Origin of the sequence: Anaerotruncus massiliensis (ex Togo et al. 2026), from assembly GCF_900199635.1 — a bacterium.
GTDB lineage: Bacteria > Bacillota > Clostridia > Oscillospirales > Ruminococcaceae > Anaerotruncus > Anaerotruncus massiliensis.
The window spans coordinates 1,593,681-1,609,435 of record NZ_LT962687.1; the positions used below are offsets into that span (position 1 = coordinate 1,593,681).

The window sequence follows — 15,755 nt, forward strand, 5'->3', positions numbered from 1 at the left end:
GAATATGTGTGCGGGACGGGCGCGCTTCATCGCCGCGCGCGGCCTGTGAGAGGAGAGGCAAAAATGGGAAACTATGTGCTGGCGCTTGACCAGGGGACGACGAGCTCGCGGGCGATCCTCTTCGACCGGGAGCAGAACATCGTCGGCATGGCGCAGAAGGAGTTCACGCAGTTCTATCCGAAGGAGGGCTGGGTCGAGCACGACCCGATGGAGATCTACTCCTCCCAGTACGCGGTGATGATGGAGGTCATCGCCCAGAGCGGCGTGGACGCCGGGGAAATTTCCGCCATCGGAATCACCAACCAGCGGGAGACGACCATCCTGTGGGATAAATCCACTGGCCGTCCGGTCTACAATGCGATCGTCTGGCAGTGCCGCCGCACTGCGGACATCATCGACGACCTAGACGCGCGCGGGCTTTCCGGCTACATCCGGGAGGCCACCGGGCTGGTGCCCGACGCCTATTTCTCGGGCACCAAGATCAAATGGATCCTCGACCACGTCGAGGGTGCGCGGGAACGCGCCGAACGGGGGGAAATCCTCTTTGGCACGGTGGACAGCTGGCTCATCTGGAAGCTGACCGGGGGCGCTGTGCACGTCACCGACTACACCAACGCCTCCCGCACGATGATCTATAACATCAGGACCCTCGACTGGGACCGAAAGCTGCTCGACGCGCTCGACATCCCCCGCGCCATGCTGCCCGAGGTGCGCGGGTGCAGCGAAATCTACGGCTATGCCGCGGTCCAGGGGGTGCGGATCCCGATCGCGGGCATCGCGGGCGACCAGCAGGCCGCGCTCTTCGGCCAGTGCTGCTTCGCGCCCGGCGAGGCGAAGAACACCTACGGCACCGGCTGTTTCCTGCTCATGAACACGGGCGGGACCCCCTGCGTCAGCGAAAACGGCCTGCTCACCACGATCGCCATCGGCCTGAACGGAAAGGTGCAGTACGCGCTGGAGGGCAGCGTCTTCGTGGGCGGCGCGGTCATCCAGTGGATCCGCGACGAGATGCGCTTCATCAACGAGAGCCGCGACGCCGAGTACTACGCGCGGAAGGTGCCCGACACCGGCGGGGTCTACCTCGTCCCCGCCTTCACCGGACTGGGCGCGCCCCACTGGGATATGTACGCGCGCGGCTGCATCGTGGGCCTCACCCGCGGCACCAGGCGGGAGCACATCATCCGCGCGGCGCAGGAGTCGATCGCCTACCAGAGCTACGACCTCGTCAAGGCGATGGAGCGGGACACCGGCATCGCCCTCGCCGAGCTCAACGTCGACGGCGGGGCCTCCCGCGACCGCTTCCTCATGCAGTTCCAGGCGGACATCCTCGGTAAGCGGGTGTGCCGGCCGATGATCCGCGAGACGACCGCGCTCGGCGCGGCCTACCTGGCGGGGCTCGCCACCGGCGTGTGGAAGGACCTGGACGAGCTCAAAAAGCTGTGGAGCTGCGACGTCCGCTTCGACCCCGACATGGAGGAGCCCGCCCGTCAAAGGCTGCTTTCCGGCTGGCGGAAAGCCGTCGGCCGCAGCCTCGACTGGGCGGAGCACTGAAAATCATACGGAAAAAGGCCGCCGCGTTCATTGAACGCGGCGGCCTTTCGTCTGTTTATTCGCCGACGATCGCTTCGCAGCGGGAGGCGCAGGTGACGATCGCGCCCGTCGGGCAGGCGGTCACGCAGGCGCCGCAGCTGGTGCACTTGCGCGGGTCGATCGAAGCGAGATTGTCGGTGACGGTGATCGCGCCGTTCTCGCAGGTCTTTTCGCACTTCTTGCAGCCGATGCAGCCGTTCTTGCACACCTTGCGGGTGAAGGCGCCCTTGTCGTGGGACGAGCAGCCGACATAGACGGTGCTCGTGGCCGGGATGACCGTGATCAGGTGGTTGGGGCAGGCCTTGGCGCACATGCCGCAGCCCACGCAGACCGCCTTGTCGATGACGGCGATGCCGTCCACGATCGAGATCGCGCCGTACTGGCAGGCCGCGATGCAGTCGCCGTAGCCGAGGCAGCCGTGGGAGCAGCTTCCCTTGCCCTGGTAGAAGAAGTTGCAGGCCGCGCAGCTCTGCTTGCCCTCGTAGTCCATGATGCTGTCGGTGGCGTAGCAGTTGCCCGAGCAGCGCACCACGGCGTACTGCTCCTCCACGTCCTCGAAGGCGACGCCCATCGCCTCGCTGAGCTTGTGGCCGACCGCGTCGCCGCCCGGCACGCAGAGGTTGGTTTTGGCGCCGTCGTGCGCGACCGCCTTGGCGTAGTCGTCGCAGCCGGCGTAGCCGCACGCGCCGCAGTTGGCGCCCGGAAGCTCGGCGCGCACCTTATCGAACAGTTCGTCCGCGGGAAGCGCCATCACCTTTGCGGCGACGACGAGGATGATCGAGGACAGCAGCCCGATCCCGCCGACGATAATTACCGGAAATAACATAGAGCCCACCCCCATTATTTAAACAGGCCGTCGACGATGCCGCTGAAGCCCATAAAGCTCACCGAGCAGATCGCCGCCGCGACCAGTGTGATCGGGATTCCCTGGAACGCCTTGGGCGTGCTGCCGGCCGCGGCGTCCACGCGGGAACGCACGCCCGAGAAGAGCACCATGGCGAGCAGGAAGCCCAGGCCGGAACCGACCGCGTTGACCAGCGACTGGCCGAAGGTATACCCCTCGTCGAGGTTGAGGATGGTCACGCCGAGCACGGCGCAGTTGGTCGTGATGAGCGGCAGGTAGATGCCCAGCGCCTTGTGGAGCGCGGGAATATACTTTTTAAGCGCGATCTCGACGAACTGCACGAGCGCCGCGATGATCAGGATGAAGACGATCGTCTGCAGGTAGGAGAGCCCCTTCGGCACGAGGATGTAGGTATAGATCGGCCAGGTGACCGCCGTGGCGAGCGCCATGACGAAGATGACCGCGACGCTCATGCCGAACGCGGAGTCGAGCTTTTTGCTGACGCCGAGGAAGGGGCAGATGCCCAAAAACTTCGCGAGCACGTAGTTGTTGACGAGTACGGCGCCGACTAAAATGATCAGGTATTCCTTCATTCGTCAGCACCTCCTTTCCGGACCGCCGCGCAGGCGGCCGCGGACGGGCAGCCGGCACAGCCGAACTCCTTCTTTTTGATCGCCTTGCCGTGGGTCAGGTGGTTGACCAGCGCGATGAGCGCGCCGAAGACCAGGAAGCCGCCCGGCGCGAGCAGGAAGACGATGATCGGGTTATCCCAGTGCAGCGAGACGCCGTTCTGGATGCCGAGCCACTCGGCGCCCGACATCCAGGTGCCGTTGCCGAGGATTTCGCGGATGGAACCCATCGCGAAGAGCGCCAGCGTAAACCCGATGCCCATGCCGATGCCGTCGCAGGCGGAGGCGAGAACGGTGTTCTTGTTGGCGAACATCTCGGCGCGGCCGAGGATGATGCAGTTGACGACGATGAGCGGCAGGTAGACGCCCAGCGCCTTGTCGAGATCGGGCGCGTACGCCTTGACGATGAACTGCACGAGGGTGACAAAGCTCGCGATGACCACGATGTAGCAGGGGATGCGCACCTTGTCGGGGATGATGTTCTTGAGCAACGAGATGACGATGTTGGAGCAGATGAGCACCACCGTCGCCGCGATGCCCATGCCGATGCCGTTGACCGCCATCGTCGTGACGGCGAGCGTCGGACAGGTGCCGAGGATGAGAACCAGGGTCGGGTTCTCCTTGAGAATGCCGTTCGTCAGGACCCTCCAGTTGCTGGGTTTGTTCGGATTGCTCATTTAAGCGCCCTCCCCTACTGCTTCATACGCCTGATAGGCGGTGTCGACGCACCGGAAAAATGCCTTGGAGGAGATCGTCGCGCCCGTGACGGCGTCGACGCCCTCAAGGCTTTTGTCCTTGCCCGGGAACTGGCCGGTGAAGGCGTCCGCCCCCGTCTTGGAGCCGAGTCCCGGCGTCTCGGAGTTGTCGAGCAGCTTCACGCCGGTGATCCTGCCGTCGTTGCCGATGCCGACCATGACGTTGTACACGCCGCCGAAGCCCTTGTCCTTAACCTTGAAGGCGTAGCCGTTGCCGCTGTCGTCCTTCGCGGCGATGAGGACGTTTTCCATCCCCTCCAGGGCCAGCTCGGTAAAGGTGGTGGAGCCTGGGACCACCGCCTGCATGGCGGCGTCGGAGGCCTCTTTCTCCGCCTGCGCGATGAGCGGGGCGGTCTTGTCGTAAGTGAGCCCCAGCAGCGCGGAGGCCACGACGCAGATCACGGTCAGTACGACGACCGGTTTCAAAAGTTCTTTCATGTTCGCGCCCCCCTACTGTTTTTTCTGCTCAAAGACAGCGCCGAACGGTTTGGTGATCGTGAGGCTGTCGATGTGCGGGACGAGGATGTTCATCAGCAGGATGGCGAAGGACATGCCCTCCGGATAGTTGCAGAAGACGCGGATCACCATCGTGATAAAGCCGATGCCGATTGCGAAGATCACCTTGCCCTTGGTGGTGACCGGGCTGGTCGAGTAGTCGGTCGCCATGAAGAAGGCGCCGATCATCACGCCGCCCGAAAGCACGGCGTAGAAGGGGTCCTGGCCGAAGAGCAGCGCGAAGACGAAGACGCTGCCGATCAGCGTGACGGGGATCTGCCAGCCGATGACGCCGTTCCAGATGAGGTAGAGCCCGCCCACGATGAGCGCGAGCGCGCAGGTCTCGCCGAGGGAGCCGCCGCGGTTGCCGATCAGCATGTTCCACAGCGACGGGAGCTGGTCGGTCTGCCCGGCGGAAATCAGCTTGAGCGGGGTCGCGGTCGCGACCGCGTCGATCGCGGCGTGCGGGGCGATCCAGTGGGTCATCTGGTTGCCGAACGACACGAGCAGGAAGATGCGCGCGGTCGCGGCGGGGTTGGCGAAGTTGCAGCCGATGCCGCCGAAGAGGCATTTGACCACGACGATCGCGATGAACGACCCGAACACCGCCATCCAGAAGGGCAGCGTGACGGGGACGTTGAAGGCGAGGATGATTCCGGTGACCACCGCGCTGCAATCGCTGATCGTCACGGGCTTTTTGGTGACCTTCGCGAAGAGGTATTCAAACACCACGCAGGAGACGACGCAGACCGCCGTCAGCAGCAGCGCGCGGATCCCAAAGTAAAAGATCGACATGACCAGCGCGGGCAGCAGCGCCGTCGCGACGGTCAGCATGATCTTGCGGGTATTGATATCGTCCCGGAAGTGCGGGGAGGGGGTGATCATGAGCTTTGCCTTTTCCTCCGCCGGGGCCTGGGTTTCCACTGTATTCACAGCCACAACAAATCCCTCCTATCCTATTTCTTCGCCGTCGCGGCCCGGAGCTTCTGCTTTGCCATTTTGTTGGTAAAGGTCAGATTGCGCTTCGCCGGACAGACAAACGAACAGCAGCCGCACTCCATGCAGAGAGAAACCTTCAGCTTCTGGAGCATCGGGATGTTGTCCGATTCATAGGCCTTTTCGATCATACGGGGCATCAGGTGGTAGGGGCAGGCCTGGATGCACCGGCCGCAGCGGATGCAGGGCTGCTCCTCATAGACCGCCGTCTGGCTCTCGTCGAACGCGAGCAGGGCGTTGTTGTTCTTCAGGACGGGATATGTATCGTCGAAGACGAGCGTGCCCATCATCGGGCCGCCCATGATGAGCTTCTTGGGCGTGCATTTATAGCCGCCGCAGAAGTCGATCACGTCGGAAAAGTGCGCGCCGATGGGGGCGACGACGTTCTTCGGCTCCGCGACCGCGCCGCCGTCGACCGTGAGCGTCTTGGTGACGAGCGGCATGCCGGTGCGCAGGTACTGGCCGATGAACGCTGTGGTCGTCACGTTTTCGACGATGACGCCCACGTCCGCCGGGAGCATCCCCTCCTTGATGACGCGGCCGGTCGTCTCATAGGCGGTGACCTTTTCCGCGCCCTTGGGGTAGATCGCTTTCAGGCTGCACACCTCGATCGACGGGTCGTCCCCGGTGAGGCGGCGCAGCATCTCGATCGCCTGGGGCTTGTTGTTCTCCACCGCGATCTTGACCTGGGTGATGCCGACGTATTTTTTGATCGCCGCGATGCCGTCGAGGATGTCCTGCGGACGCTCGATGATCGTGCGGTAGTCGGAGGTGATGTAGGGCTCGCACTCGGCGGCGTTGACCACCAGCGTGTCCACCTCCGAGAGGTTTTTGGGGTTCATCTTGATGTGCGTCGGGAAGCCCGCGCCGCCGAGCCCCACCAGCCCGGAGGCCCGGATCGCCTTGACGAATTCCGGGTGGTTTTCGATTTCGGGAGGCTTTATATGTTCATCGACCGCCTGCTCCCCATCGGTCTGGATGATCACGACCTGGCACCGGGAGCCGGTGGCCGTCACGATCTCCTCGACCGCCGAGACCGTCCCCGAGACGCTCGAATGGATCGGCGCGCTCAAAAAAGCCTCGCTGTCCCCGATCATCGTCCCGACCTTGACGGCGTCCCCCTTCTTGACCAGGGGATTGCAGGGCGGGCCCATATGCTGCGACATCGAAATACAGACTTCTTTCGGCAGCGGCATAGGGGTGCTTTCGCAATTTTCCGTGTTCTTGAAGTGCGCCACCTTGGCGCCCTTCAGTGTCTTTTGCAAAACACTCATGTTACCATTTCCTCCTCTGAGTTTTATGGTGGGAGTTGCAGTATCATCATCCGGCGTCCCGCCTCCGGGCGGGGCGTCAAAAGAAGATTCGGTTGAAATGCGGCCTGAGCAGCCGCAGGAGCAGCCCCGTGAGCGCGCCCATCGCGACGCCCCCCAGCGCGAGCACCGGAAAGTAATAGAGCACCGCGCCGTTTAATAGCAGCACCGCCATCACAAGCTGTCCGGCGTTATGCATGAGCCCGCCGCAGATGCTTGTGAAAAGCTCGCTCGGCTTTTTGGGCAGCGCGCGCAGCAGGAGCATCGCCGTCACCGACACCAGCCCCCCGGCGAAGCTCATCGCCGCGCCGACCGGCCCGCGCGTCAGCAGCACGAACAGGCTTTTGAGCGCCGCCAGCGAGTACGCCTCCCGCCAGCCGAGGCAGAAAAGGCAGTACATCGTCACGATGTTGCTGAGTCCCAGCTTGATGCCGGGGACCGGCACCATCGGAGCGAGCGACGATTCCACGAGGCTCAGCACGACCGACAGCGCGAAGAGCAGCCCCAAAAAGGCGACCTTGGACGCGCGGTATTTCATCCGTTTCATGACGGCACCTCGAAGTGGTAGCTCCCGCCCGGGTCGGCGGGGGTGAACCGGTCCAGAAGGTCGTTGGACACGTAGACGTTGCGCTCCCGGTCGATGACGACCAGCCCGCAGCCGAGCGCGTTGAGGTTCTCCAGGACGTAGTCCCTGCCCTTGATGAACAGCCAGGTCGACATACTGTCGGCAAGCGCCCCGTCGGGAGAGACGACCGACACGGACATCAGCCCGGTGTCGGCCGGGCGGCCGGTCGCGGGGTCGAGGATGTGGTGGTAGCGCACCCCGTCCCGCTCGAAATAACGTTCGTAGTCGCCCGAGGTCGCCATCGTCGTATCGGACAGCGTCACCACCGCGATGTAGTCGTTCCCGCCGCCGCGCGGGTCGCGCACCCCGAATTTCAGGGGCTCCCCGTCCGGCTTCGCCCCCATCGCCATGATGTTGCCGCCGATGGAAATGTAGCCCGAGTCGACGCCGTATTCCCGCGCGACCCTGCGCGCCGCGTCGCAGGCGTAACCCTTGGCCACGCCGCCGACGTCGACCGCCTGCCCCTCGCGGCGCAGCATGGCCGACCGGTCCGCGGGGTCAAGGAGGATGTCCCGGTATCCGACGAGGGTGCGCAGCTCATCGATGCGCGCGTCGGAGGGCACCTGCGGATGGCCTGAGGTGACCCCCCATTCGGCGGTGAGCGGGGCGATGGTCACGTCGAACGCGCCGCCCGACGCCTCCCCGAACGCCGCGCAGCGGGAGAGCAGCCCGTAGGTGTCCTCCGAGAGGGGGGCGTACCCCCTCCCCGCGTTTTCGTTGAGCCGCGCGACCTCCGAATCGGGCAGGTACATCGACATGCGCGACTCGATCCCCGCGAGCTCCGCCTCGATCGCGTCCCTGGCCGCCTGGGCGTTCTTCCCGTAGAGCTTGTATTCCACGATGGTATCCATGAGAAACGACGTGCCCGTCACCGGAGCCTCCCGCCCGCCGCAGCCGGCGAGCAGCAGGAGTCCGATGAGAAGCGCGGTCATCCGCATTCCCCTCGACAATGGCATAAATCCTCTCGGCTGGTATCTTTTCGGTCGAAAATCCTGCACAGATTGACAAAAAATCGTCAACAGTGAAAACACCCCGCGGGAGGCGGGGTGTCTTCCGACGGAATCCGTTCGGGAAATCCTTTATTTGTCTTCGTTGTCGGAGTCTTCGGTCTCTTCCCCGTCGTCCTCAAGGTCGAACTCCAGCAGCTCGCCGCAGTTCGGGCAGGTGGTCTGTCCCTCTTCCAGCATGTCGGAATCGATGCAGACGATGTCGCCGCAGGTCGGGCAGCAGACCTCATAGATGTCGCCGTCCTCAAAGTCCTCCGCGCCGCACTCGTCGCAGTCGCACTCGTCGTCGAGGTCGTAGTAGTCCTCTTCGAGAGAACCGAGGTCCTCGTCGATCGTCTCGACCTGCTCGGTGAGCTCGTCGAGCTCCGCCTCGAGGTCGGACACGGTGAGCGCCATATCGTCAAACGCGTCGATCAGGGCCTTGATGACCTTGCCCTCCTTGGTGCTCTCGTCGATGCCGAGGCCCTCGGCCAGGCCTTTGATATAAGCGGCCCGTTCAGTAATCGTCATGGTAACGCCTCCTTAAAAATCATAGAATCATGTGGTTCAGCAGGTTACGCGCGCTCCATATACTCCCCGGTGCGGGTGTCGACCTTGATGTGGTCGCCCTCGTTGATGAAGAGCGGGACGCGGATCTCGGCGCCCGTCTCGAGCACCGCGGGCTTGGTCGCGTTGGTGGCGGTGTCACCCTTGAAGCCCGGATCGGTCTGGGTGACTTCGAGCTCGATGAAGAAGGGCGGCTCGACGCCGAAGACCTTGCCCTTGTAGGAGAGCACCTTGCAGTCCATGTTCTCCTTGACGAACTTGAAGTTGTCGCCCAGCACGTCCTTGGAGATCGGGATGTTCTCGTAGGTCTCGTTGTCCATGAAATAGTAAAGGTCGCCGTCGCTGTAGAGGTACTGCATGTCCTTCCTCTCCACGTAGGCGGTCGGGAACTTATCGGTCGGGTTGAAGGTCTTCTCAGTGACCGAACCGGAAATCACGTTCCTGATCTTGGTGCGGACGAACGCCGCGCCCTTTCCGGGCTTGACGTGCTGGAACTCAATGATCTGGACCACGTTGCCGTCCATCTCAAAGGTCACGCCATTTCTAAAATCGCCGGCAGAAATCATATGTTACCCTCCAAATATTCTGATACGTCTGTCTCTTTCCCGTCCTAAGCACGGTCAGATCGGTACCATCCAGATTAACACTCTAATTCTATATTATAATCACTCATTTTGCAAGCCCTATTCGCAGAGAATTATAGGATGATCAGCGACTTGTCGGAATGTGTGAGGTCCTCGCAGCCGTCCTTTGTGACAAGCACCATATCTTCGATGCGCACGCCGAACCGTCCCTCGAGGTAGATGCCCGGCTCCGCCGTCATGACCATGCCCGGCTCGCACACCGTCTCGTCCCCCTTGCCGAAGCGCGGGTTCTCATGGATTTCCAGCCCGAGCGAGTGGCCGGTCGTATGGCCGAAGCAGGCGCCGTAGCCCGCGTCCGTGATGATGTCCCGCGCGGCGGCGTCCACCACATGGCAAATTCCCCCCGGCTTGACGGCCGCGATCGCGGCGAGCTGGGCGCGCAGCACCGTGTCGTAGATCATCCGCTGCTCGTCGGTGACCTCCCCCACCGCAACGGTGCGGGTCATGTCGGAGCAGTAGCCGTCCACGAGGCAGCCGAAGTCCATCGTGATAAAGTCGCCGCGCGCGACCACCTTGTCGGTCGGCACGCCGTGCGGCATCGAGGAGTTCCTGCCCGACACGACGATATAGTCGAAGGAGGGGCCCTCCGAGCCGTGGCGGAAGGCGTAGTCGAGCAGCTCGCCCGCGATCTCCCGGTCGGTGAGGCCCGGCCTGATGTAGCCGCAGATGTGGGAAAACGCCTCGTCGGTCACCTTCTGGGCAGCGCGGATCGCGTCGAGCTCGTCGGGCGATTTGATCATCCGCATGCGGCGGATGACGTCGTTCACCTTCCCGTTCATCACGAATTCCACGCCCGGGACCTTTTCCTTCCAGGCGGTGAACTCCGACAGGGTCATGTATTCGCTCTCGACCGCGACGCGCCTGACGCCGTGGCGTTTGGCCAGCTCCCCGATCTGCTCATAGAGCTTATCCTGTAAAACCACCTCGGCGCCGCGCACGACCGCGCGCGCCTTTTCGATGTAGCGGAAGTCGATCACAAAGGTCGCGCCCGCGTTCTTCACCGCGAAGAGGGTGCCCGCGGTCGAGTGCATGCCGGTGAAGTACTGCCGCCCCACCTGCGAGGCGACCAGCACCGCGTCGATCCCTTCGGGAAGCAGCCCGAGCAGCCGTTCAATTCTGTTTTGCATGGATGTCTCCTCCTATTTCATTGCCGCCAGCGCGTCGAGCGCCAGCAGGTAGCTTTGCCTGCCAAACCCGTAAACGCCTCCCGCGCAGACGGGCGCGAGCACCGAATGGTGCCGGAACTCCTCGCGCGCGTAGACGTTGGAGAGGTGGACCTCCACCACCGGAATGCCGACCGCCGCGATCGCGTCCCGCAGGGCGATGCTCGTGAAGGTGTAGTCCCCCGCGTTGAACGCAACGCCGTCATAGGCTCCGCGCGCCGCGTGGAGCCTGTCGAGCAGCTCCCCCTCGTGGTTGGACTGGAAAAAGTCGCACGCGTACCCCCGCTTTTCGGCGTGGGCCGCGATCCGCCGGTTGATATCCTCCAGCGTCTCGGTTCCGTAAACGCCCGGCTCCCGCACCCCCGTGAGGTTGAGGTTGGGGCCGTGCATGACCAGCATCCGCTTCACTGCATCGCCTCCAGCGCGTCGACCGCCAGCAGGTAGCCCTGCTTGCCGAAGCCGAAGATCCCGCCCGCGCAGACGGGCGCGATGACCGACTTGTGCCGGAACTCCTCGCGCGCGTGCACGTTGGAGAGGTGCACCTCCACCACCGGGATGCGGATCGCGGCGATCGCGTCCCGGATGGCGATGCTGTAGTGGGTGTAGGCGCCCGCGTTGAGCACCACGCCGTCGTATTCGGTGCGCGCCGCGTGGAGCCTGTCGATGATGGCGCCCTCGTGGTTGGACTGGAACACGTCGCACACAAGGCCCTTCGCCTCGGCGTGCGCCACGATCTGCCGGTTGATGTCGTCGATCCCCTCGGTCCCGTAGACACCCGGCTCCCGCACGCCCACCAGGTTGAGGTTCGGTCCGTGGATGACCAGAATCTTTTTCATGACTGTCCGCCTTTCGCTGTCAGATACATCCGTTTCATCGTCCCCGCGTCCTCCGCCTGCGTGCCCGCGGACTCGCAGATGAAGGTGGGGGTGCCGTTTTTCTTTGCGACCAGTTCGGCCAGCGGCTCAAAATCCGGGCCGAACTCGGTATCCTCAAAGGTCAGATGGACCTTCTCTCCGCCGGGAACGGTGTAGGCGATCTTGCTGAAGTGGGAGTGGAAAAGCCGCGCCCGGTCGATACCGATCGCGTTTTCCATCTCGTCGAAGATCTTCGCGTAGGCTTCGGGGCCGTCGACGCCGCCGTAGGTGCGCGCGTTGAGGTGCCCGAAGTCGATGCAGGGAAGGATGCGGTCGTCGAGCTTACAGAGCGCGAGCACCTCCGTAAGGGTGCCGAGCTGGTTGAGCTTCCCCATCGTCTCGGGGCACATGCGGATGTGGGAAAGCCCCTCCGCGTCGAGCGCCGCGATGCACTTTTTCATCGTGTCGCACGCGAGCTCGAGCGCCGTCTCCCGGCTGATCTTGCCGCAGGAGCCGGTGTGGATCACGATGCGGTCCCCGCCCATCGCGCCGACCGCGCGGGCCGACTGGAGGACGTAGTCGACGCTCTTGAGGCGTTTTTCCTCCTCCACGCTCGACATCGAGATGTAATAGGGCGCGTGCAGGCTCAGCTGGATGTCCTTCGCCGCGCACAACTCCCCGAGCTGGCGGCAGTTCGCCTCGGAAATCTTGACCCCCCGCCCGCACTGGTACTCGAACGCGTCGAGCCCCATCTTTTCGAGGTATTCGGGCAGGTCGGTATTCTTTTTATAGCCCATCTCGGTGAAACTCCGCGAGTTCCCCGCCGGGCCGAACCGGATCTTCGCCATCAGTGCGTTCCCTTCCGCCCGCCGCGCAGGACGAGCTTTTCCAATCTGCGCTTCAGCTTAAAAAACGGGAAAGGCTCCAGCTCGATCGGCTCCACCAGAATCGACACCGCGCCCGCGAGGTTGGCGCAGAGCACGTCGGTAAAAACCTGGTCGCCGACGATCGCGATCTCCCGCGCGCCCGCCCCGAGTTGTTCCCGCGCGCGGCGCACGCCGCCCCCGAGGGGTTTCGCCGCGTCCGCGATGCAGCCCACGCCGAGCTTTTCGGCGAACGGCTCCACCCGGTCCGGATGGTTGTTGGAGAGGATGAAGAGGCGGACGCCCGCCGCCCGCATCCTTGCGAGCCAGCCGTGCACGCCGTCCGCCACGTCGGGATTGTCGTGGGTGGTCAGGGTGTTGTCCACGTCGAGCAGCAGCACCGTGATCCCCTTGTCCCGCAGCCACTCCGGCGGGATGTCCCACGCACGCCGGAACCGGTAGTCGGGCTGAAAGACCGCCATATCCGGTCCCCCCGTTTCCTGAAGAATCCCCGCCGCGGGGGCGGGGCGCGGGCGCAAACGCCGCCCGTACCCGGATATTGTACCGCAAAGCGCCCCGATTTACAACCTCGGCGCCCGCCGGACGGCAAAAAAATGTGCAAAACGGGCGGGGATATTCCCCGCCCGTTTATGGATGATTATTTGAATTTACGCTTACGAGCCGCCTCAGATTTCTTCTTGCGCTTGACAGAAGGCTTTTCGTAGTGCTCTCTCTTGCGGACCTCGGCGAGAACGCCGGAGCGGGCGCAAGAACGTTTGAAGCGCCGCAGCGCGCTGTCCAAAGACTCATTGTCCTTGACTCTGATTTCTGACATTTACCTATTCCCTCCCCACGCCGTCCGGCAGGAGTTGATACCCGCAAAGATGTGGATAACAAAATTTATTATACTATGGAAACGCCTGTTTTGTCAAGCAGTTTGCCCCGCCTTTCGGCGCAAAGCCGCCGGACCGCATGAATACGGGCTTTTACCGGGCGACGATGTTGACGAGCTTGCCCTTGACGACGATCTCCTTGACGATCGTCTTGCCCTCCAGCGCCGCCTGGACCTCGGGGCGGGCCTTGACGGCGGCGAGCAGCTCGGCGTCCGGGGCGTCCGCGTCCACCATGACGCGCGCCTTGATCTTGCCGCACACCTGCGCGGCGATCTCGACCTGCGCGTCCCTGCATTTTTCGGGATCAAAGACGGGCCACTTCTGGTCGGTGACCGTCCCGCCGAACCCGGCGCGCTCCCACATCTCCTCGGTCATGTGCGGCGCGAAGGGGTTGAGCAGCAGGATGAAGGTCCGCAGCTCCGCGTGGTTGACGCTGCCCTTCGCGCAGATGTCGTTGAGGAGGCTCATCATCGCAGCGATGGCGGTGTTGTACTTCATCGCCTCGATGTCCTCGGACACCTTCCGGATCGTCTTGTGCAGGGCGCCTTCCAGCTCGGGGGTATACTCCCCGCCCGGCGCGAGGATGTCCAGCAGCCCGAACACCCGCTCCAGAAAGCGCTTGCAGCCCTTGATCGACGACTGGGACCAGGGCGCGCTCTTCTCGAAGTCGCCGATGAACATCTCATAGAGGCGCAGGGTGTCCGCGCCGTAGTCGCGAATGATGTCGTCGGGGTTGACGACGTTGCCGCGGGACTTGGACATCTTCTCGTTGTTTTCGCCAAGGATCATGCCGTGGCTGGTGCGCTTGGCGTACGGTTCGGGCGTGGGGACCACGCCGATGTCGTAGAGGAACTTGTGCCAGAAGCGGGAGTAGAGCAGGTGGAGCGTCGTGTGCTCCATGCCGCCGTTGTACCAGTCGACCGGCATCCAGTATTCGAGCGCCTCCCTGGAGGCGAGGGTCTTGTCGTTGTGCGGGTCGCAGTAGCGCAGAAAGTACCAGGACGAGCCCGCCCACTGGGGCATCGTGTCGGTCTCCCGCCTGGCGGGCGCGCCGCACTTGGGGCAGGGCACGTTCACCCAGTCGTCCATGGCCGCGAGCGGCGAATCGCCGTTTTCGGTCGGCTCGTAGCTGTCCACCTCGGGCAGGCGCAGCGGCAGCTCGCTCTCGTCGAGCGGGACATAGCCGCAGTGGTCGCAGTGGATGATCGGGATCGGCTCCCCCCAGTACCGCTGGCGGGAGAAGACCCAGTCGCGCAGCTTGAAGTTCACCTTCGGCTCGCCCTTTCCGTTTTCGGCGAGCCAGGCGGTGATCTTCTTCTTCGCCTCCTCGACCGAGAGGCCGTCGAGCATGCCGGAGTTGACCATCACGCCCGTCTCACAGTCTGTAAAGGCTTCTTCATTTACATTCCCGCCCTTGACCACCTCGACGATGGGCAGGCCGAATTTCTTGGCGAATTCCCAGTCGCGCGTGTCGTGCGCCGGGACGGCCATGATCGCGCCGGTGCCGTAGGACATGAGGACGTAGTCGGAGATGAAGATGGGGATCTCGGCGTTGTTGACCGGGTTGATCCCCCGGACCCCCTCGAGCATGACGCCCGTCTTGTCCTTGACCAGCTCGGTGCGCTCGAAGTCGGACTTCTTCGCCGACTCCTCCTGGTAGGCGCGCACCGCGTCCATGTTGGAGATCTTGTCCGCCCACCGGTCGACGTAGGGGTGCTCGGGCGAAATGACCATGTAGGTCGCGCCGAACAGGGTGTCGGGGCGGGTGGTAAAGACGGTCAGCTTGTCCCCCGCGGTGGTGTCGAAATCCACCTGCGCGCCGGTCGAGCGGCCGATCCAATTGCGCTGGGAGACCTTGACGCGGTCGATGTAATCGACCGTGTCGAGGTCGTCGAGCAGCCGCTGGGCGTACTGGGTGATGCCGAGCATCCACTGGCTCTTGACCTTGTGGACCACCTCGCTCCCGCAGCGCTCGCAGACGCCGTTGACGACCTCTTCGTTCGCCAGTACGACTTTGCAGCCGGTGCACCAGTTGACCGACATCTCCTTCTTATAGGCGAGCCCCTTCTTGAAGAGCTGGAGGAAGATCCACTGGGTCCACCGGTAGTAATCGGGATCGGTGGTGTTGATCTCCCGGTTCCAGTCGAAGCTGAGCCCCAGGCTCTTGAGCTGGGACTTGAACCGCTGAACGTTGTCGTGGGTCACCTTTTCGGGGTGGATGTGGTTCTTGATGGCGTAGTTTTCGGTCGGCAGGCCGAAGGCGTCCCAACCCATCGGGTAGAGGACGTTGTAGCCCTCCAGGCGGCGCTTGCGCGCGACGATGTCCAGCGCGGTGTAGGAGCGCGGATGGCCGACGTGCAGCCCCTGCCCCGACGGGTAGGGGAACTCGACCAGCGCGTAATACTTCGGCTTGGAGTAGTCGTCGGTCGCCGCAAAGACGTTGCGCGCCTCCCAGCTCTTCTGCCATTTTTTCTCAATTGCTGCAAAATCGTACTTCAATGCTGTACACTCCCTGTTTGCCGTGTCCAGCGCGGCAAATGA

The 15,755-nt window shown here is 63.4% G+C and carries 18 protein-coding genes; 1 reads left to right on the top strand and 17 read right to left on the bottom strand.

The window, feature by feature from the left end; translation table 11 throughout:
* The first annotated feature begins 63 nt into the window (after nt 1–63).
* Entirely contained in the window at nt 64–1,551 is a 1,488-nt protein-coding gene (gene glpK / locus C1A13_RS08010) for a glycerol kinase GlpK (RefSeq protein WP_101550859.1), read from the top strand.
* A 55-nt stretch (nt 1,552–1,606) separates the two neighbouring features.
* Here glpK and C1A13_RS08015 read toward each other — a convergent pair whose 3' ends face one another.
* The 17 genes from C1A13_RS08015 to leuS all read right to left on the bottom strand — a co-directional run bounded on the left by C1A13_RS08015 (nt 1,607) and on the right by leuS (nt 15,713).
* Nucleotides 1,607–2,416 (bottom strand): RnfABCDGE type electron transport complex subunit B, encoded by an 810-nt coding sequence (locus C1A13_RS08015; RefSeq protein ID WP_242970834.1) that lies wholly within the window; start codon nt 2,414–2,416, stop codon nt 1,607–1,609.
* A gap of 14 nt (nt 2,417–2,430) precedes the next feature.
* Complete coding sequence (locus C1A13_RS08020) at nt 2,431–3,027, bottom strand: electron transport complex protein RnfA (RefSeq protein WP_101550862.1); 597 nt, start codon at nt 3,025–3,027, stop codon at nt 2,431–2,433.
* A complete protein-coding gene (gene rsxE / locus C1A13_RS08025; protein ID WP_101550864.1) occupies nt 3,024–3,740 on the bottom strand; it encodes an electron transport complex subunit RsxE in 717 nt (238 codons plus the stop codon). The genes C1A13_RS08020 and rsxE overlap by 4 nt, the downstream gene beginning before the upstream one ends.
* The gene (locus C1A13_RS08030) at nt 3,741–4,256 is read right to left on the bottom strand and encodes an RnfABCDGE type electron transport complex subunit G (protein ID WP_101550866.1); all 516 of its coding nucleotides are present in this window, start codon (nt 4,254–4,256) and stop codon (nt 3,741–3,743) included. It abuts the gene before it with no gap.
* A gap of 12 nt (nt 4,257–4,268) precedes the next feature.
* Complete coding sequence (locus C1A13_RS08035) at nt 4,269–5,198, bottom strand: RnfABCDGE type electron transport complex subunit D (RefSeq protein WP_101553220.1); 930 nt, start codon at nt 5,196–5,198, stop codon at nt 4,269–4,271.
* A gap of 71 nt (nt 5,199–5,269) precedes the next feature.
* The gene (rsxC, locus tag C1A13_RS08040) at nt 5,270–6,583 is read right to left on the bottom strand and encodes an electron transport complex subunit RsxC (protein WP_101550868.1); all 1,314 of its coding nucleotides are present in this window, start codon (nt 6,581–6,583) and stop codon (nt 5,270–5,272) included.
* Between the two features lie 76 nt (nt 6,584–6,659).
* Nucleotides 6,660–7,166, bottom strand: a complete 507-nt coding sequence (locus C1A13_RS08045; protein WP_242970835.1) for a Gx transporter family protein — start codon at nt 7,164–7,166, stop codon at nt 6,660–6,662.
* A complete protein-coding gene (locus tag C1A13_RS08050; protein ID WP_172439215.1) occupies nt 7,163–8,176 on the bottom strand; it encodes an FAD:protein FMN transferase in 1,014 nt (337 codons plus the stop codon). The genes C1A13_RS08045 and C1A13_RS08050 overlap by 4 nt, the downstream gene beginning before the upstream one ends.
* A 147-nt stretch (nt 8,177–8,323) precedes the next feature.
* Nucleotides 8,324–8,761: a CD1247 N-terminal domain-containing protein gene (locus C1A13_RS08055; RefSeq protein WP_101550872.1), complete on the bottom strand. Its 438-nt coding sequence runs from the start codon at nt 8,759–8,761 to the stop codon at nt 8,324–8,326.
* Between the two features lie 44 nt (nt 8,762–8,805).
* Entirely contained in the window at nt 8,806–9,363 is a 558-nt protein-coding gene (gene efp, locus C1A13_RS08060) for an elongation factor P (protein WP_101550874.1), read from the bottom strand.
* A gap of 131 nt (nt 9,364–9,494) precedes the next feature.
* Complete coding sequence (locus C1A13_RS08065) at nt 9,495–10,568, bottom strand: M24 family metallopeptidase (RefSeq protein WP_101550876.1); 1,074 nt, start codon at nt 10,566–10,568, stop codon at nt 9,495–9,497.
* A gap of 12 nt (nt 10,569–10,580) precedes the next feature.
* Nucleotides 10,581–11,012: a type II 3-dehydroquinate dehydratase gene (gene aroQ / locus C1A13_RS08070; RefSeq protein ID WP_370867112.1), complete on the bottom strand. Its 432-nt coding sequence runs from the start codon at nt 11,010–11,012 to the stop codon at nt 10,581–10,583.
* A complete protein-coding gene (gene aroQ / locus C1A13_RS08075; RefSeq protein ID WP_101550878.1) occupies nt 11,009–11,440 on the bottom strand; it encodes a type II 3-dehydroquinate dehydratase in 432 nt (143 codons plus the stop codon). Before aroQ (C1A13_RS08075) ends, aroQ (C1A13_RS08070) begins: the two co-directional genes overlap by 4 nt.
* Nucleotides 11,437–12,306 (bottom strand): TIM barrel protein, encoded by an 870-nt coding sequence (locus C1A13_RS08080; RefSeq protein WP_101550880.1) that lies wholly within the window; start codon nt 12,304–12,306, stop codon nt 11,437–11,439. The genes aroQ (C1A13_RS08075) and C1A13_RS08080 overlap by 4 nt, the downstream gene beginning before the upstream one ends.
* Complete coding sequence (locus tag C1A13_RS08085) at nt 12,306–12,803, bottom strand: YqeG family HAD IIIA-type phosphatase (RefSeq protein WP_101550882.1); 498 nt, start codon at nt 12,801–12,803, stop codon at nt 12,306–12,308. The genes C1A13_RS08080 and C1A13_RS08085 overlap by 1 nt, the downstream gene beginning before the upstream one ends.
* 176 nt (nt 12,804–12,979) lie before the next feature.
* On the bottom strand, nt 12,980–13,156 hold the full coding sequence (gene rpsU, locus C1A13_RS08090; RefSeq protein ID WP_101550884.1) for a 30S ribosomal protein S21: 177 nt from the start codon (nt 13,154–13,156) through the stop codon (nt 12,980–12,982).
* Between the two features lie 151 nt (nt 13,157–13,307).
* The gene (gene leuS, locus C1A13_RS08095) at nt 13,308–15,713 is read right to left on the bottom strand and encodes a leucine--tRNA ligase (protein ID WP_101550886.1); all 2,406 of its coding nucleotides are present in this window, start codon (nt 15,711–15,713) and stop codon (nt 13,308–13,310) included.
* Between the last annotated feature and the right edge of the window lie 42 nt (nt 15,714–15,755).